Source organism: Pseudomonas sp. LPB0260 (assembly GCF_013388395.1).
The window spans coordinates 4,178,976-4,195,388 of record NZ_CP058247.1 but is presented as its reverse complement, the minus strand read 5'-3'; the positions used below and the strand labels follow the sequence as shown (position 1 = coordinate 4,195,388).

Annotated in this window: 14 protein-coding genes and 1 riboswitch; of the genes, 5 read left to right on the top strand and 9 right to left on the bottom strand. The window is 66.0% G+C overall.

What is annotated here, in order from left to right; translation table 11 throughout:
* Positions 1-5 precede the first annotated feature (5 nt).
* The gene (locus tag LPB260_RS18710) at positions 6-476 is read left to right on the top strand and encodes a chemotaxis protein CheW (protein WP_208707303.1); all 471 of its coding nucleotides are present in this window, start codon (positions 6-8) and stop codon (positions 474-476) included.
* Between the two features lie 201 nt (positions 477-677).
* Here the strand turns inward: LPB260_RS18710 and LPB260_RS18705 are convergent, their stop codons facing one another.
* The 3 genes from LPB260_RS18705 to LPB260_RS18695 form a co-directional block, all read right to left on the bottom strand.
* Positions 678-2,162 (bottom strand): sodium:alanine symporter family protein, encoded by a 1,485-nt coding sequence (locus LPB260_RS18705; RefSeq protein WP_208707302.1) that lies wholly within the window; start codon positions 2,160-2,162, stop codon positions 678-680.
* A 193-nt stretch (positions 2,163-2,355) separates the two neighbouring features.
* A complete protein-coding gene (locus LPB260_RS18700) occupies positions 2,356-3,075 on the bottom strand; it encodes a 16S rRNA (uracil(1498)-N(3))-methyltransferase (protein WP_208707301.1) in 720 nt (239 codons plus the stop codon).
* 90 nt (positions 3,076-3,165) lie between these two features.
* Positions 3,166-4,572 (bottom strand): adenosylmethionine--8-amino-7-oxononanoate transaminase, encoded by a 1,407-nt coding sequence (locus LPB260_RS18695; RefSeq protein ID WP_208707300.1) that lies wholly within the window; start codon positions 4,570-4,572, stop codon positions 3,166-3,168.
* 312 nt (positions 4,573-4,884) lie between these two features.
* Here LPB260_RS18695 and LPB260_RS18690 point away from each other — a divergent pair, with 312 nt between their 5' ends.
* Together LPB260_RS18690 and LPB260_RS18685 are read left to right on the top strand one after the other, a co-directional pair.
* A complete protein-coding gene (locus tag LPB260_RS18690; protein WP_208707299.1) occupies positions 4,885-5,430 on the top strand; it encodes a cytochrome b in 546 nt (181 codons plus the stop codon).
* 62 nt (positions 5,431-5,492) lie between these two features.
* Positions 5,493-6,071: a YceI family protein gene (locus LPB260_RS18685; protein WP_208707298.1), complete on the top strand. Its 579-nt coding sequence runs from the start codon at positions 5,493-5,495 to the stop codon at positions 6,069-6,071.
* Positions 6,072-6,170: 99 nt separating this feature from the next.
* On the opposite strand, the gene LPB260_RS18680 is transcribed toward LPB260_RS18685, so the two are convergent.
* A complete protein-coding gene (locus LPB260_RS18680; RefSeq protein WP_208707297.1) occupies positions 6,171-7,976 on the bottom strand; it encodes a DEAD/DEAH box helicase in 1,806 nt (601 codons plus the stop codon).
* Positions 7,977-8,549: 573 nt separating this feature from the next.
* On the opposite strand from LPB260_RS18680, the gene ppnN reads away from it, so the two are divergent.
* Positions 8,550-9,923: a nucleotide 5'-monophosphate nucleosidase PpnN gene (gene ppnN, locus LPB260_RS18675; protein WP_208707296.1), complete on the top strand. Its 1,374-nt coding sequence runs from the start codon at positions 8,550-8,552 to the stop codon at positions 9,921-9,923.
* 55 nt (positions 9,924-9,978) lie between these two features.
* Here the strand turns inward: ppnN and LPB260_RS18670 are convergent, their stop codons facing one another.
* From LPB260_RS18670 to ahcY, 3 genes are all read right to left on the bottom strand, one after another.
* The gene (locus tag LPB260_RS18670) at positions 9,979-10,776 is read right to left on the bottom strand and encodes an ABC transporter substrate-binding protein (RefSeq protein ID WP_208707295.1); all 798 of its coding nucleotides are present in this window, start codon (positions 10,774-10,776) and stop codon (positions 9,979-9,981) included.
* A gap of 111 nt (positions 10,777-10,887) precedes the next feature.
* A complete protein-coding gene (gene metF / locus LPB260_RS18665; RefSeq protein ID WP_208707294.1) occupies positions 10,888-11,733 on the bottom strand; it encodes a methylenetetrahydrofolate reductase [NAD(P)H] in 846 nt (281 codons plus the stop codon).
* Positions 11,734-11,814: 81 nt separating this feature from the next.
* Positions 11,815-13,221 (bottom strand): adenosylhomocysteinase, encoded by a 1,407-nt coding sequence (ahcY, locus tag LPB260_RS18660; RefSeq protein ID WP_208707293.1) that lies wholly within the window; start codon positions 13,219-13,221, stop codon positions 11,815-11,817.
* Between the two features lie 24 nt (positions 13,222-13,245).
* Positions 13,246-13,355: riboswitch (S-adenosyl-L-homocysteine riboswitch) on the bottom strand.
* 223 nt (positions 13,356-13,578) lie between these two features.
* Between ahcY and LPB260_RS18655 the strand changes: the two genes are divergently transcribed.
* Positions 13,579-14,028 (top strand): cytochrome c, encoded by a 450-nt coding sequence (locus LPB260_RS18655; RefSeq protein WP_208707292.1) that lies wholly within the window; start codon positions 13,579-13,581, stop codon positions 14,026-14,028.
* Positions 14,029-14,113: 85 nt separating this feature from the next.
* On the opposite strand, the gene metK is transcribed toward LPB260_RS18655, so the two are convergent.
* Complete coding sequence (gene metK / locus LPB260_RS18650; RefSeq protein WP_208707291.1) at positions 14,114-15,304, bottom strand: methionine adenosyltransferase; 1,191 nt, start codon at positions 15,302-15,304, stop codon at positions 14,114-14,116.
* A 21-nt stretch (positions 15,305-15,325) separates the two neighbouring features.
* Positions 15,326-16,339: a metalloregulator ArsR/SmtB family transcription factor gene (locus LPB260_RS18645; RefSeq protein ID WP_208707290.1), complete on the bottom strand. Its 1,014-nt coding sequence runs from the start codon at positions 16,337-16,339 to the stop codon at positions 15,326-15,328.
* Positions 16,340-16,413 lie beyond the last annotated feature (74 nt).

Here is a 16,413-nt window from a genome sequence, read left to right as displayed (position 1 = left end):
TATACATGAGCCAAGCCGTAGCCACCCAGAATAGTGCCAGCAGCCTGACCGCGTTGCAGGTGCCGCTGGCCGACCGCACCCTGTTGCTGCCCAACGTGGCGCTCGCCGAGCTGATCCCCTATCGCGCGCCGCAAGTCAGCGCCGGCATGCCGGCCTGGTTCCTCGGGCAGATCGCCTGGCGTGACCTGCGCCTGCCGTTGCTGTCCTTCGAGGCGGCCTCGGACGGCCAGGTGCAGGTCGGCTCCTCTTGCCGGGTGGCGGTGATCAACGCCCTCGGCGGACGCCCCAAGGTCAAGTTCCTGGCCCTGCTGGTGCAGGGGATTCCCCGTTCGATCAAAGTCGATGGCGAACTGGCGCGCGCGGACGAGGCCCTGGCGCCACTGGAACTCGATGCGGTGGCCTGGGGCGAAGACACCCTGAAGATTCCCGATCTGATCGCTCTGGAGCAGAAACTGGCCGACGCCGGCCTGATCTAGCGTCCCCCTCCTGAGGGCCGCTCGCCGCCTCGGTGGGCGCGCCCGCCTGCCCCTTCAGCCTTTCGCCCGGAAACACCGGCCAGCCATGCCCCGGCGCGCGGCATGCGAGCGCCCGCGGCGCCCATCATTCGCCCACAAAAAAGCCCCGCGTGCCAGGCTCCGGATTGACGGAGCGTGGCGCGCGGGGCTTTTCAGTCGCGCTTAGCGGGCGCTTTCCGGCTGCGCTTCAGCGGCTGGCGCTTCGGCGCTGTCGCTGCCTTTCTTGCCGGTCCAGTAGTCGGCGTTCTTGATGCCGAGCTTCTCGGGGTCGAAGACCGGGTCCAGGCCCTGCTTCTTCTGGGCCTCGTAGTCCTTCAGGCAGGTGTAGGCAACCTTGTGCATCAGCAGGATGGCGCCGATGTTCAGCCAGGCCATCATGCCCACGCCCAGATCGCCCAGGCCCCAGGCCAGGTCGGCGGTCTTCACGGTGCCGTAGACGGTGGCCGCGATGATGCCGAACTTCAGCGCCAGCGTCAGCCACGGGCGGTGGATCTTGCGGTTGATGAAGGCGATGTTGGTTTCGGCGATGTAGTAGTAGGCGATGATGGTGGTGAAGGCGAAGAAGAACAGGGCGATGGCCACGAAGTAGGAGCCGAAGCCCGGCAGGATGTTCTCCATGGCGGTCTGCACGTAGCCAGGGCCGGCCGCGACGCCGGCGATGCCGATGTGCAGCGCTTCGCCGTCAGGACCTTGTACGTTGTACTGGCCGGTGATCAGCAGCATGAAGGCCGTGGCCGAGCAGACGAACAGGGTGTCGACGTACACGGAGAAGGCCTGCACCAGGCCCTGCTTGGCCGGATGGCTGACCGCCGCGGCGCTGGATGCGTGCGGGCCGGTGCCCTGGCCAGCTTCGTTGGAGTACACGCCGCGCTTCACGCCCCACATGATGGCCAGGCCGAGGATCGCGCCGAAGCCGGCCTGCATGCCGAAGGCGCTTTCGATGATCAGGGCGACCACGCCGGGCAGCTGCTCGATGTTCAGGCCGATGATCACGCAGGCGACGATGATGTAGCTCAGGGCCATGAACGGCACCACGACCTCGGCGAAGGTGGCGATGCGCTTGATGCCGCCGAAGATGATCAGGCCCAGCATGACCGCCAGCACGGCTGCGGTGGTGCTCGGGTCGATGCCCATGGCGTTGTTCAGACCGTTGCCGATCGAGTTGGCCTGAACGCCCGGCAGCAGCAGGCCGCAAGCCAGTACGGTGACCAGGGCGAAGACCCAGGCGTACCACTTCATGCCCAGGCCCTTCTCGATGTAGAAGGCCGGACCGCCGCGGTGCTGGCCGTCGATGTCTTCCTTGTAGACCTGACCCAGGGTCGACTCGATAAAGGCCGAGCTGGCGCCGAGGAAGGCAACCATCCACATCCAGAACACGGCGCCCGGGCCGCCGAAGGTGATGGCAGTGGCCACACCGGCGATGTTACCGGTACCGACGCGACCGGCGAGGGTCATGGTCAGGGCCTGGAAGGAGGAGATACCGTGGCTGCTGGTGCGCTTGGCGAAGACCAGGCGAATCATTTCCTTGAAGTGGCGCACCTGGAGGAAGCGGCCTCGCAGGGTGAAATACAGGCCGACACCGAGGCACAGGTAGATCAGTGCCGGGCTCCAGACGAGACCATTGAGGCTATTGACTAGATCATTCATCGCAGAACGCTCCGTGCCATCTCAAGCTGCGGCGCTCTTATGGAGTCGCAGTCCTGTTATGGCTTTTGTAGTTGTAGGGGAGACTCGTTTGGCTTGGCGAAGTACTCGCCGTACCAGGTGCCACGTCGTGCCTGGATAGGGGCAGGTCGCGGGCGGCGCACAAGATAGCCAGATTGAGACGAGAGTTCCAGCCCTAAAAGTCGCCCCACAATTGCTGAGCGACGGACAGCGCCACCACCGGCGCGGTCTCGGTACGCAGCACCCGCGGGCCGAGGCGGGCGGCGAGGAAACCGGCGGCCTTGGCCTGCTCGACCTCGGCCTCCGCCAGGCCGCCCTCAGGGCCGATGAGAAACGCCAGCGACTGCGGTCGGGCATGGCTCACCAGGGGCTCTGCCACCGGGTGCAGCACCAGCTTGAGCTGCGCCTCGACCCGCTGCAGCCAGTCGCCGAGTGCGATCGGCGGGTGGATGAGTGGCAGCACCGAGCGGCCGCACTGCTCGCAGGCGCTGATCGCCACCTGGCGCCAGTGGGCCATGCGCTTGTCGGCGCGCTCATCCTTCAGCCGGACTTCGCAGCGCTCGCTGACGATCGGGCTGATCTCACTGGCACCCAGCTCGGTGGCCTTCTGGATCGCCCAGTCCATGCGCTCGCCGCGCGACAGGCCCTGGCCGAGGTGAATGCTCAGGGGCGATTCGGCCAGGCCGGCAAAGGCCTCGCGCAGTTCGACCCGTACGCTCTTCTTGCCGACCTCGATCAGCTCGCCGAGATATTCCTGGCCGCTGCCGTCGAACAGCTGCACGGCATCGCCGGCGGCATGGCGCAGCACGCGGCCGATGTAGTGGGCCTGGGCTTCCGGCAACTGGTGTTGGCCGAGGGACAGGGGGGCGTCGATGAAGAAACGGGAAAGGCGCATGGGACTGAAGGGCAAGCCGTGGACGGAAAGCGCAAAGCTTACCCTGATCGGTGACCCGCTTGTAGGGCGCGGGTCACCGGCCGCCGAACCTCAGCCCGGGTCGCGGAAGTCGACGCGGGCGCCGCTCGGCACCGCCACGCTGAGCGACTCGCGGGTGGCGATGTCGATGCCTTCGCTGGCCACCTCGGCGAGGAAGTCGATCTGCTCCGGGGTGATCACGTAGGGCGGCAGGAAGTACACCACACTGCCCAGGGGGCGCAGCAATGCGCCGCGTTGCAGGGCGTGCTGATAGACCTTGAGGCCGCGGCGCTCCTGCCAGGGATAGGCAGTCTTGCTGGCCTTGTCCTGAACCATCTCGACGGCCAGGGCCATGCCCGTCTGGCGCACCTCGGCGACGTGGGGGTGATCGGCCAGGTGGGCGGTGGCGCTGGCCATCCGCGCAGACAGTTGTTTATTCGCCTCGATCACATCGTCCTGCTCGAAGATGTCCAGGGTCGCCAGGGCCGCGGCGCAGGCCAGGGGGTTGCCGGTGTAGCTGTGCGAGTGGAGGAAGGCGCGCAGGGTCGAGTAGTCGTCGTAGAACGCCTGGTAGATGGTGTCGGTGGTCAGGCAGGCGGCGAGCGGCAGGTAGCCGCCGGTCAGGGCCTTGGACAGGCAGAGGAAGTCCGGGCGGATGCCGGCCTGTTCGCAGGCGAACATCGTCCCGGTGCGGCCGAAGCCGACGGCGATCTCGTCATGGATCAGGTGCACGCCATAGCGATCGCAGGCTTCGCGCAGCAGCTTGAGGTAGATCGGGTGGTACATGCGCATGCCGCCGGCGCCCTGGATCAGCGGCTCGACTATCACTGCGGCGACCTCCCGGTGGTGCTCGGCCAGGCACTGTTCCATGTGGGCGAACATGGCCCGCGAATGTTCCTCCCAGCCCATCCCCTCCGGGCGGTAGAAGCAGTCGGGGCTGGGCACCTTGAGGGTGTCGAGCAGCAGCGCCTTGTAGGTGTCGGTGAACAGCGAGACGTCGCCGACCGACATCGCCGCCACGGTCTCGCCGTGGTAGCTGTTGCTCAGGGTGATAAAGCGCTTCTTCGCAGGCTGGCCGACGTTGAGCCAGTAGTGGAAGCTCATCTTCAACGCCACTTCGATGCAGGACGAGCCGTTGTCGGCATAGAACACCCGATCCAGGCCGGCCGGGGTCATCCTGACCAGGCGCTCGGACAGCTCGACCACCGGCGCATGGCTGAAACCGGCGAGGATCACGTGCTCCAGCTGATCGACCTGGTCCTTGATGCGCTGGTTGATCCGCGGGTTGGCATGGCCGAACACGTTGACCCACCAGGAACTGACCGCGTCGAGGTAGCGCTTGCCGTCGAAGTCTTCCAGCCACACGCCTTCGCCCCGTTTGATCGGCACCAGTGGCAGCTGCTCGTGGTCTTTCATCTGGGTGCAGGGGTGCCAGAGCACGGCCAGGTCGCGTTGCATCCAGTGGTCATTCAGGCTCATCGAAACGCTCTCCCAATCATCTGCGGCAAGCCTATCAGATGTGTCCGCGGCTATGGGGCGGGCATCCGCTAGGTTGGCCGCCCGGCGAGGGACTGCCGTTCATCCGCCAAATGCTGCCGTTGGGAGGGCCGCGCAGAACCGGCGCGGCGTTCGTCGACCTAAGGCTGCTGGCACGCAAGAAGCCAATCAAGCATCGTATTTCTCGATATTTCAGAGCGAATTTTTCCGCTTTTTATCGAATGCTTTGTTGATAGTCTTGCTGGGTATTTTCCAAGGGCTCGAGGCGAGCCCGCGTTGTGGAGCCGATTCGACATGCAGTGGCGCAACACTTCAGAGCGTTACGGTCTGGTCAGCATAGTGCTGCACTGGCTGGTGGCCGTGGCGGTCTACGGCCTGTTCGGCCTGGGTTACTGGATGGTCGGCCTGGACTACTACAGCAGCTGGTACAAGACTGCGCCGGAGCTGCACAAGAGCTTCGGCCTGCTGCTGTTTGCGGTGATGCTCGGGCGCATGCTCTGGCGACGGCTCAGTCCGCCGCCGGCGAGCCTGTCGAATCATGGTCGACTGACCCGTCTGGGCAGCAAGCTAGGGCATGGCTTTCTCTACCTGGGGCTGTTCGTGCTGATGGTCTCCGGCTACCTGATCTCGACCGCCGAGGGGCGTGGCATTCCCGTATTCGGCCTGTTCGAGGTGCCGGCGACCGTCACCGGCATTCCCGGCCAGGAGGATGTCGCCGGGCTGGTGCATGAGTACCTGGCCTGGGCCCTGGTGGTCTTCGCCGGCATCCACGCCCTGGCGGCGCTCAAACACCACTTCATCGATCACGACGCCACGCTGCGGCGCATGCTCGGGCGCTGATGCGCTTGGCCTTCCGCCAGCTTCCACCTATCGACCCGCACACCCTCACAAGGAGATTCGTCATGTTGAAAAAGACCCTCGCCGCGTTGGCGCTCGGCTCGGCCCTGTTCGGCGCCGGCCAGGCCCTGGCCGCCGATTACGTGATCGACACCAAAGGCCAGCACGCCTTCGTCAACTTCAAGATCAACCACCTGGGTTACAGCTGGTTGTACGGTACCTTCAAGGAGTTCGAAGGCAGCTTCAGCTACGACGAGAAGAATCCGGAAGCCAGCAAGGTCAAGGTCACGCTGGACACTGCCAGCGTCGATACCAATCACGCCGAGCGTGACAAGCACCTTCGCAGCGGCGACTTCCTCAATGTCGGCAAGCACCCGAACGCGACCTTCGAGTCCACGGCGGTGAAAAGCACCGGTGAGGGCACCGCCGATATCACCGGCAACCTGACCCTCAACGGCGTGACCAAGCCGGTGGTCATCGCCGCCACCTTCGTCGGCCAGGGCGAGGATCCGTGGGGCGGCTACCGCGCCGGCTTCTCCGGTTCGACCAAGCTGAAGCTCAAGGACTTCGATATCCAGATGGACCTCGGCCCGGCTTCCCAGGAAGTCGAGCTGATCCTCTCGGTGGAAGGCGTGCGCCAGTAAGCGAGAACGCCCCAACGAAAACGCCGGCCCTTGGGCCGGCGTTTTCGTTTCCGCTGATCAGGCAGGCCCGTTGCGGGGCGCGCCTGTCGGCGTGACGGCTCAGCTGTCGCGGTTGCGCGTCAGCAGGGCCGGCTTCTCGCCCCGAGGGCGGCTGCTCGGCAGTTGGTCGAGCTGCTCCGGGGTGGGGAAGCGGTCGCTGCGCGAACCCTTGTGCATGATCACCGGCTGCTTGTCGCGGGTGCTCTTCACGGCGGGTTCCTGGAGGGGCAGCTCGTCGCGGTTGAGCGAGGTGCTGGCGTCGCGCGGCGGACGCGCGCGACCACCGCCCGTGCGGCCCTGGCCACCCTGACGCTTGCCCTGGCCGGTGCCAGTGCCGCTGTTGCGAGGTCCCTTGCCCTGTCCGCGAGGAGCCTGGGCTGGAGTGCCGGCGGCAGCCGCTGCTGCGGGGCGGCGGCCGCGGTTCTGCGGCTTGTTCTGGTGCGGGCTGACGTAGTCGACCCGGTTGCCGAAGTTGTCGATCTCGTCATCGCGGAACTCGTCCGGCGCACGGTCGGGAGGCAAGGCGGGGATGGCCGCCGCGGCCGGGCGCGCCGCCCGCGGTTGCTGCTGGCCGCGACTCGGCTGGGACTTGGCCTTGCCGCTGTCCTTGCCCTTGTCCTTGCGGCCGCTGCCGTGGCGCTCGCCGCCGGCACCGCCGCCACGTGGTGGGCGCGGCTTCTGCGGTTCGCGGACTTCCGGACGCTCGGCCTCGACCTTGCTGGCATCGAAGCCCATCAGGTCGCCGTCGGCGATCTTCTGCTTGGTCATCCGCTCGATGCCCTTGAGCAGCTTCTCTTCGTCCGGAGCGACCAGCGAGATCGCCTCGCCACTGCGTCCGGCACGGCCGGTGCGGCCGATGCGGTGCACGTAGTCTTCCTCGACGTTCGGCAGCTCGAAGTTGACCACGTGGGGCAGCTGGTCGATGTCCAGGCCGCGGGCGGCGATGTCGGTGGCGACCAGGATGCGCACCTTGTTGGCCTTGAAGTCGGCCAGGGCCTTGGTGCGGGCGTTCTGGCTCTTGTTGCCGTGAATCGCCACGGCCGGCAGGCCATGCTTGTCGAGGTACTCGGCCAGGCGGTTGGCGCCGTGCTTGGTGCGGGTGAAGACCAGCACCTGCTCCCAGGCACCGGCGGTGACCAGGTGGGCGAGCAGGGCGCGCTTGTGGCTGGCCTGCAGGCGGAACACGCGCTGCTCGATGCGCTCGACCGTGGTGTTCGGCGGCGTCACTTCGATGCGTTCCGGGTTATGCAGCAGCTTGCCGGCCAGGTCGGTGATGTCCTTGGAGAAGGTCGCCGAGAACAGCAGGTTCTGACGCTTGGTCGGCAGCTTGGCGAGGACCTTCTTGACGTCGTGGATGAAGCCCATGTCGAGCATGCGGTCGGCTTCATCGAGCACCAGAATCTCGACGTGGGAGAGGTCGATGGCTCTCTGGTTGGCCAGGTCGAGCAGGCGTCCGGGGCAGGCCACCAGGACGTCGACACCCTTGGCCAGGGCCTGGATCTGGGGGTTCATGCCAACGCCGCCGAAGATGCAGGCGCTGACGAAATGCAAATCGCGGGCGTAGGCCTTGAAGCTGTCGTGCACCTGGGCGGCCAGCTCGCGGGTGGGGGTCAGCACCAGCACGCGCGGTTGTTTCGGGCCGTGGCGGTGTTCGCGATCCGGGTGACCGTTGGGGAACAGTCGCTCGAGGATCGGCAGGGCAAAGCCGCCTGTCTTACCTGTACCCGTCTGAGCCGCCACCATCAGGTCGCGACCTTGCAACACGGCGGGAATGGCCCGCTGTTGCACCGGCGTGGGTTGGGTGTAGCCGACGGATTCGACCGCACGGACTAAAGCCTCGGAGAGACCGAGGGAGGCAAAGGACATGTGCAATCCTGTCTAGTGAGGGCGAGGCCCTATGGGGTGTATTGCCTGGCTTGAATCGCGGCGTGGGGCGCGCAATCCCGTCCGGTACTGCTGGCCAACTGGGGGCTAGCATCCGGGCGCAAGCCTGGCGGGGAGGCCCGAGTATAACAGAACAAGGACGCCGTGGGACTTTTCGCCTGTCCGCTGGTACGGGTTTCCTCTGCACCTGCGATTCAAGCCACTGTCAGCCCGGCGCACTGGTCCCTGCAGGAGGCTGTCCGTGCGTGCCTCGGCGTTTCGAGGAGGCCGTTGCAGAGGGGGCGGGGACGAATAATCCCTCGGCCGGCGACGGCGCAGTAAAGCTCGACGTGCAAAGTCGCATCGTCTCGGAGATCATGCTGCGCAGTCGTCACCCCATGTCGATCGGGGGCGTCGCTGACGCCGCGGTCTCGACCCAGACCGGCGCGGCGCAACGGCAGCAATGCCCGGGTTTGCCCCTGGCGAATGCCGGACCGAGCGGCCGCTGGTCTATAACTTGACTCAACGATCAGGCCTTGCAGGCTTGGTCGGCCTCACCACGATGGAGCGCCTGCAATGGCCACGAGAAACACCACCAATGCTTCGGTGTCCCCCAAAGGAAGCCTGGAGACCCTGTCCCAGCGCGAAGTGCAGCAGCTGCGGGAGACCGGTTGCGGCAGCGTCTATGCGCTGTTTCGCCAGTGCGCCCTGGCGATACTCAACACCGGTTCGGGCAGCGATAACGCCAAGACCATCCTCGAGGCCTACCCGGACTTCGAGATCCGCATCCATCAGCAGGATCGTGGCATCCGTCTCGAGCTGCTGAATGCCCCGGCCGACGCCTTCGTCGATGGCGAAATGATCGCCAGCACCCGGGAGATGCTGTTCAGCGCCCTGCGCGATATCGTCTATACGCAGAGCGAGCTGGAGAACAAGCGGGTCGATTTCAGCAGCTCCCAGGGCATCACCGACTATGTCTTCCACCTGCTGCGCAATGCCCGCACCCTGCGTGCCGGCGTGGAGCCGAAGATCGTGGTGTGCTGGGGCGGGCACTCGATCAATCGCGAGGAGTACAAGTACACCAAGATCGTCGGCCACGAACTGGGCCTGCGCGGCCTGGACGTCTGCACCGGCTGCGGCCCCGGAGTAATGAAGGGGCCGATGAAGGGCGCCACCATCGCCCACGCCAAGCAGCGCAACGTCACCGGGCGTTACCTGGGGCTGACCGAGCCGGGCATCATCGCCGCCGAGGCGCCCAACCCGATCGTCAATGAGCTGGTCATCCTGCCCGATATCGAGAAGCGCCTGGAGGCCTTCGTACGGGTCGGCCACGGCATCATCATCTTCCCGGGCGGGGCCGGTACCGCCGAGGAGTTCCTCTATCTGCTCGGCATCCTCATGCACCCGGACAACAGGGAGCTGCCCTTCCCGCTGATCCTCACCGGGCCGCGCAGCGCCGAGGCCTACTTGCAGCAGCTGCACCAGTTCATCGGCGCGACCCTGGGTGAGGAGGCGCAGCAGCGTTACCGGATCATCGTCGATGACCCGGCCGAGGTGGCGCGGGAGATGGCCCAGGGAATCAAGGACGTTACCCAGTTCCGCCGCGAGCGCAACGATGCCTTCCACTTCAACTGGCTGCTGAAGATCGACGAGACCTTCCAGCGTCCCTTCGAGCCCACCCACGAGAACATGGCCGGTCTCAAGCTGACCCGCGCGCAGCCGGTGCATGAACTGGCGGCGCAGCTGCGCCAGGCGTTCTCCGGAATCGTGGCCGGCAATGTGAAGGTCCAGGGTATTCGCCTGATCGAGGAGCATGGCCCGTACCAGATCACCGGTGACCAAAGCATCATGCGGCCGCTGGACCGTCTGCTGCAGGCGTTCGTCGACCAGCAGCGGATGAAGCTGCCGGGCGGCAGTGCCTATGTGCCGAGCTACAAGGTGGTGGCCTGAGGGGCGCGCCCCCTGAAGTTGCCGGCTGCGGAGGTGGCCGGCAATCGCCCGGCTTTCAGGGGTTGGGGGCAGCGCTCGCCGCTTCTGGCGCGCTAACGCTGTGCACCTCATGGGGCGGCGCGTAACGGGCGAGCAGGGCGGCATAGCCCGGCTCGCGCTTGAAGCGGCGCAGTTCCTCGGCGAAGCGCTCGGCCAGCGCTTCGAAGCCGCCATCGCGGCGCAGGCCCAGGTACAGGCGGTCGCGACTGATCACCTTGGGGCTGTGTCCGATCGTCTTGCTCAGGCCCATCTGGTTCAGCAGGAAGTGCCCAGCGCGATGGTCGTTGATCACCAGATCGATGCGATCGCGCTGCAGTTTGCCGAAATTGGCCGCGTGGGTGGGCGCCGGTTCCCGGGTAAAGCGCTCGGATTCGCGAAAGGCCCGATTGGCGTACCAGTAGCCGGCGGATACCCCGACCTTGAGCCCGTCCAGGTCGCTCAGTCGACGATAGCGGTAGGGGCGCGCCGCGCTGTGGAACAGCACGAACTCGATTTCCGACAACGGTTCGCTGGGGAACAGCATGGTGGCCTGGCGTGCGGCGGTCTGGAAGACATCGAAGATGCCGTCCACCCGGCCCTGGCTGAACGCCGCGAGGCAGCGCTTCCAGGGCATCAGCTGCCACTCCACTTCGACGCCTAGGCGCTGCAGGACGATGTGCGCGGCTTCGTAATCCAGGCCGCGCAGCTGGCCCTGTTCCTCATAGATGTAGGGAGGCCAGGCTTCACTCACCAGGCGCAGAGGCTGGGCCTGGGCGGTTAGGCAAGAGCTGGCGAGGAGGAGGATGACGAGTAATTGTCGTTGGAGTGCCGTCATCGGTCCAGAATACGCGGGCCGTCGGGCTCGGGAAAGGGCGCGCTTGCGGCAAACCGGCAGGCGGTCACAACCCTGGGGCCGGAAGAGGCGGCCTCAGGGTTGCGTCTGGCCTCAGCGCGACAGCTTGAGGTTGTTCCAGATCGCCAGGCTCGGGCCGGCCAGGTTCATGGTGTAGAAGTGCAGGCCCGGCGCGCCGCCTTGCAGCAGGCGCTCGCACATCTCGCTGACCACCTGCTCGCCGTAGGCGCGGATGCTGTCGCTGTCGTCGCCGTAGGCCTCCAGCTGCTTGCGCACCCAGCGCGGAATCTCCGCGCCGCAGGCATCGGAGAAGCGCGCCAGCTTGCTGTAGTTGGTGATCGGCATGATGCCGGGCACCACCGGGATGTCCACGCCCAGCTTGCGCACGCGCTCGACGAAGTAGAAGTAGCTGTCGACGTTGAAGAAGTACTGGGTGATCGCGCTGCTGGCGCCGGCCTTGGCCTTGCGCACGAAGTTGGCGATGTCGGCCTCGAAGTTGCGCGCCTGGGGATGCATCTCCGGGTAGGCGGCGATCTCGATATGGAAGTGCTCGCCGGTCTCCTCACGGATGAAGCTGACCAGCTCGTTGGCGTAGCGCAGTTCGCCGCTGGCCATGCCCATGCCGGAGGGCAGGTCGCCGCGCAGGGCGACGATGCGCTTGATCCCGGCGTCCTTGTACAGGTTCAGCAGCTGGCGCAGTTCGGCCTTGCTGTCGCCGACGCAGGACAGGTGGGGTGCGGTGGCTACCCGCACCTCGTCATTCAGCTGCAGCACGGTGGAAACCGTGCGATCGCGGGTGGAGCCGCCGGCGCCATAGGTGCAGGAGAAGAAGTCCGGCTTGTAGGCGGCCAGTTCGCGCGCGGTGTTCAGCAGTTTTTCATGCCCGGCCTCGGTCTTCGCGGGGAAGAACTCGAAGCTGAAGCTGTGTTCTTGGCTCATAGGAATATCCAGGCGTGAGGCTGATGGGGCGAGGCGCCCGGCACGGCCCAGGGGCTGTGCGGGGCGCCTGCGGCCGGAGGCTTAGTAGCGGTAGCTGTCCGGCTTGAACGGGCCTTCCACGGTCACGCCGATGTACTCGGCCTGCTTCGGCGTCAGCTGGGTGACCACGCCGCCGAAGCCCTTGACCATCTCCAGCGCCACTTCCTCGTCGAGCTTCTTCGGCAGCACTTCCACGCACAGGCGTTCGGCCTTCTGCGCCGCCGGCAGGTCGGCGAACTTCTGCTCGAACAGGAAGATCTGCGCCAGCACCTGGTTGGCGAAGGAGCCGTCCATGATCCGGCTCGGGTGGCCGGTGGCATTGCCCAGGTTGACCAGGCGGCCTTCGGCCAGGAGGATCAGGTAGTCGTCGTTGAGCGGGTCGAGGTCCAGGCCGTTGCGGTGGACCTTGTGCACCTGCGGCTTCACTTCTTCCCAGGCCCAGTGCTTGCGCATGAAGGCGGTGTCGATCTCGTTGTCGAAGTGGCCGATGTTGCACACCACGGCGCGCTTCTTCAGTGCCTTGAGCATGCCGGCGTCACAGACGTTGACGTTGCCGGTGGTGGTGACGATCAGGTCGATCTTGCCCAGCAGGGCGGCGTCGACGCTGGCCTCGGTGCCGTCGTTGATGCCGTTCTTGTAGGGCGAAACCAGCTCGAAGCCGTCCATGCAGGCCTGCATGGCGCAGATCGGGTCGACTTCGCTGACCTTGACGATCATGCCTTCCTGGCGCAGCGACTGCGCCGAGCCCTTGCCCACGTCGCCGTAGCCGATCACCAGGGCCTGCTTGCCCGACAGCAGGTGGTCGGTGCCGCGCTTGATGGCGTCGTTGAGGCTGTGGCGGCAGCCGTACTTGTTGTCGTTCTTGCTCTTGGTCACCGAGTCGTTGACGTTGATCGCCGGGACTTTCAGGGTGCCGGCCTTGAGCATGTCGAGCAGGCGGTGCACGCCGGTGGTGGTTTCCTCGGTGATGCCGTGGATCTTGTCCAGCATCGCCGGGTATTTCTTGTGCAGGATCTCGGTCAGGTCGCCGCCGTCGTCGAGAATCATGTTGGCGTCCCACGGCTGGCCATCCTTGAGGATGGTCTGCTCGATGCACCACTCGTACTCTTCTTCGGTCTCGCCCTTCCAGGCGAACACCGGGATGCCGGCGGCGGCGATGGCGGCAGCGGCCTGGTCCTGGGTGGAGAAGATGTTGCAGCTCGACCAGCGCACCTCGGCGCCGAGGGCAATCAGAGTCTCGATCAGCACGCCGGTCTGGATGGTCATGTGGATGCAGCCGAGGATCTTCGCGCCTTTGAGTGGCTGTTCGCCGGCGTACTTGCGGCGCAGGCCCATCAGGGCGGGCATCTCGGACTCGGCGATGATCAGCTCGCGACGGCCCCAGGCGGCCAGGGAAATGTCGGCGACCTTGTAGTCGTTAAAACCGGCAGGCGTCATTACAGCGCTCATATATAGAGTTCTCCATTCGTTGTCTGCGAATGGGCGCCGTTGATGCGTTGAACGCCCTCTGCGGGAGAGAGCACGCCCCATCCGAGCCTGACAAATCCCTGTGGACAGGGTCTGCTGCAGCGCCCCTCGGACGGGTGGCGGGCACGACCGGAGCGGTGCCGGTCGCGTGAAGCCCGCCGATTATAGCGGCGGCGCTCGCCGAGCCCAAGGCTTTCCGTCGCCGGATTGGCCGTCTCGAGGGTTGCCGGCAGATCGACGGATTCGCCCGCTCGACATTTGTGGCAAAACACCGCGCTTGGCCCGGGCGTCACGAGTCGGGATACTGTGGCCCGTTTTTCACCGTCGAACCTATTGCCTATGAAACTGAAGATCGCCTTACCCGTCCTGTTCATCAGCCTGGCCCTGGCCGCCTGCGGCGGCGTCGACCCGGATTCGCCCCTGGGCAAGCGCCAGGCGATCTTCAAGCAGATGCTCAAGACCAGCGAAGACCTGGGCGGCATGCTGCGCGGGCGCATCGCCTTCGACGAGCAGCGCTTTATCCAGGGTGCCGCGGAGCTGGATCAGCTGGCGCGCGAGCCCTGGCAGCACTTCCCCCAGGTCAAGGAAGAGGACGACACCCGCGCCAAGGACGAGGTGTGGCAGCGCCAGGCGCGTTTCCAGGCGCTGGCCCGCGAGCTCGAGGGGGCGACGGCCGCCCTGGTCGAGGCCACCACCGCCCCGCCGCTGCGCCAGAGCGAGCTGGCGCCGGTCGTGCAGCGGGTCGAGGACAGTTGCGAGGCCTGCCACAAGGAGTTTCGCGCGTTCTGAGCGAGCGGGCGACTGAGCCCTCGTGGCGTTGTCCAACAAATAAAAAAGCCCCGCGGATGCGGGGCTTTTTTCTTATAGCGGGGGCTTACAGGCCGGCGGCGGCGCGCAGTTCGGCGGCCTTGTCGGTCTTCTCCCAGGTGAAGGCGGTGAAGTTGTCGTCGCCGTAGCTCATCTCCACCGGCTCGCGGCCGAAGTGGCCGTAGGCCGCGGTCGGCTGGTACATCGGGTGCAGCAGGTCGAGCATCTTGGTGATGGCGTATGGGCGCAGGTCGAAGACCTCGCGGACCAGCTTGATGATGCTGTCTTCGCTGACCTTGTTGGTGCCGAAGGTGTTGACCGAGATGGAGGTCGGCTGGGCCACGCCGATGGCGTAGGACACCTGGATCTCGCAGCGCTCGGCGAGGCCGGCGGCGACGATGTTCTTGGCCACGTAGCGGCCGGCATAGGCGGCGCTGCGGTCGACCTTGGACGGGTCCTTGCCGGAGAAGGCGCCGCCACCGTGACGGGCCATGCCGCCGTAGGAGTCGACGATGATCTTGCGCCCGGTCAGGCCGCAGTCGCCCACCGGGCCGCCGATGATGAACTGGCCGGTCGGGTTGATGTGGAACTGGGTGTCCTTGTGCAGCAGTTCGGCCGGCAGCACGTGCTTGACGATCAGCTCCATCACGCCTTCGCGCAGGTCGTTGTAGCTGACGTCCGGGTTGTGCTGGGTGGACAGCACCACGGCGTCGATGCCGACCACCTTGCCGTTCTCGTAGCGGCAGGTGACCTGGCTCTTGGCGTCCGGGCGCAGCCACGGCAGCAGGCCGGACTTGCGCGCCTCGGCCTGGCGTTCGACCAGGCGGTGGCTGAAGCAGATCGGCGCCGGCATCAGCACGTCGGTCTCGTTGCTGGCGTAGCCGAACATCAGGCCCTGGTCGCCGGCACCCTGGTCTTCCGGCTTGCTGCGGTCGACGCCCTGGTTGATGTCCGGGGACTGCTTGCCAATGATGTTGATGATGCCGCAGGTGGCGCCATCGAAGCCGACGTCGGAGCTGTCGTAGCCGATGTCGACGATGACCTTGCGCACCAGCTCTTCCAGGTCGACCCAGGCCGAGGTGGTGACTTCGCCGGCGATGATCGCCACGCCGGTCTTGACCAGGGTCTCGCAGGCCACGCGGGCATGCTTGTCCTGGGAAATGATGGCGTCGAGGATCGCGTCGGAAATCTGGTCGGCGATCTTGTCCGGATGGCCTTCGGACACGGACTCGGAGGTAAACAGGGAGTATTCGCTCATCTATCGGTCTTCCTAAATTAATTACCGGTGGGTGAGGGTGGCCCGTGGGCCGGTGTGTTCATCCGGTTTGGCGAAGTGCCGCACCTGAATCTGGAAACCATTGCGTAAGCCCAGGTACTGGCTTTCGCCGGGCGTGAGCCCTGCGGCGATGGCCCAACGGGCCAGGTCGTCCTGTTCGAAGCCCAGCCAGAGATCGCCGCAGGCCTGCCTGGCCCAACTCTGGTTGTGGCTGCACAACTCGGTGATCAGCAGGCTGCCGCCGCGGTTTACGCGCAGTGCCAGCTGCTTGAGCGCGTCGGCGGGGGCGGCGAAATGGTGCAGGACCATGTTCAGCACCACGCAGTCGGCGCTCGGGTACTCGTCATTCAATGCGTCGGCCAACTGCAGCGCGACGTTGTCCAATCCTTCCTTCATGCAGCGCTGGCGAGCCAGCTCGAGCATCGCCGGGCTGTTGTCCAGCGCGGTGACCCGGGCGAAGCGCCGGGCCAGCTCGGGCAGGAAGCTGCCGTCGCCGGGGCCGACCTCCAGGGCCGTGGCGTCGCCGGCGAAGCCCAGGGCGTCGAGCAGGGCCAGCACGCTGTCGCGGTACTGCGGCAGTCCGGCGATCAGGTCCTGCTGGGCCTGGAAGCTGGCCGCGCAGCGGGCGAAAAAATCCTGGCTGGTCGCCGCCCGCTGGCCGTGCACTGCGGCTATCCGCGCCTGCACCTCGGCGGGCAGCGCCAGGCTGTCGACTTCCTCCAGCAGCGCCGCGTGCAGCGTGCCACCGAGCGAGTCGCCCTGGGCCAGGGCGCGGCGATAGAAGATCGCGTTGCCCTCGCGGCGCGTGGCCACCAGGCCGGCCTGGGCCAGTACCTTGAGGTGATGGCTCATGCCCGACTGGCCGGTGGCGAAGATCTGCGCCAGCTCCAGCACGCCGAACGAGTCGTTGGCCAGGGCTCGCAGCACATTCAGCCGCAACGGGTCGCCGCCGGCCTTGCACAGGGCGGCCAGCTCGTCGGCAGGCTCGAAGCTCAGCTGGGGCACGCGGATATTCATAGGGCGCGAAGTCTAGTCGGTCAATTTTCATACAGCAACAGCAATATCAAAAAGTTTTGATATTGCTGTCGTGG

Bases quoted from the DNA above. Each gene is read 5' to 3' on its own strand.
- LPB260_RS18700 (WP_208707301.1), bottom strand. From the start codon at position 3,075: ATGCGCCTTTCCCGTTTCTTCATCGACGCCCCCCTGTCCCTCGGCCAA.
- ppnN (WP_208707296.1), top strand. From the start codon at position 8,550: ATGGCCACGAGAAACACCACCAATGCTTCGGTGTCCCCCAAAGGAAGC.
- LPB260_RS18645 (WP_208707290.1), bottom strand. From the start codon at position 16,339: ATGAATATCCGCGTGCCCCAGCTGAGCTTCGAGCCTGCCGACGAGCTG.
- ahcY (WP_208707293.1), bottom strand. From the start codon at position 13,221: ATGAGCGCTGTAATGACGCCTGCCGGTTTTAACGACTACAAGGTCGCC.
- LPB260_RS18655 (WP_208707292.1), top strand. From the start codon at position 13,579: ATGAAACTGAAGATCGCCTTACCCGTCCTGTTCATCAGCCTGGCCCTG.
- LPB260_RS18710 (WP_208707303.1), top strand. From the start codon at position 6: ATGAGCCAAGCCGTAGCCACCCAGAATAGTGCCAGCAGCCTGACCGCG.
- metF (WP_208707294.1), bottom strand. From the start codon at position 11,733: ATGAGCCAAGAACACAGCTTCAGCTTCGAGTTCTTCCCCGCGAAGACC.
- LPB260_RS18705 (WP_208707302.1), bottom strand. From the start codon at position 2,162: ATGAATGATCTAGTCAATAGCCTCAATGGTCTCGTCTGGAGCCCGGCA.
- LPB260_RS18695 (WP_208707300.1), bottom strand. From the start codon at position 4,572: ATGAGCCTGAATGACCACTGGATGCAACGCGACCTGGCCGTGCTCTGG.
- metK (WP_208707291.1), bottom strand. From the start codon at position 15,304: ATGAGCGAATACTCCCTGTTTACCTCCGAGTCCGTGTCCGAAGGCCAT.
- LPB260_RS18685 (WP_208707298.1), top strand. From the start codon at position 5,493: ATGTTGAAAAAGACCCTCGCCGCGTTGGCGCTCGGCTCGGCCCTGTTC.
- LPB260_RS18680 (WP_208707297.1), bottom strand. From the start codon at position 7,976: ATGTCCTTTGCCTCCCTCGGTCTCTCCGAGGCTTTAGTCCGTGCGGTC.
- LPB260_RS18690 (WP_208707299.1), top strand. From the start codon at position 4,885: ATGCAGTGGCGCAACACTTCAGAGCGTTACGGTCTGGTCAGCATAGTG.
- LPB260_RS18670 (WP_208707295.1), bottom strand. From the start codon at position 10,776: ATGACGGCACTCCAACGACAATTACTCGTCATCCTCCTCCTCGCCAGC.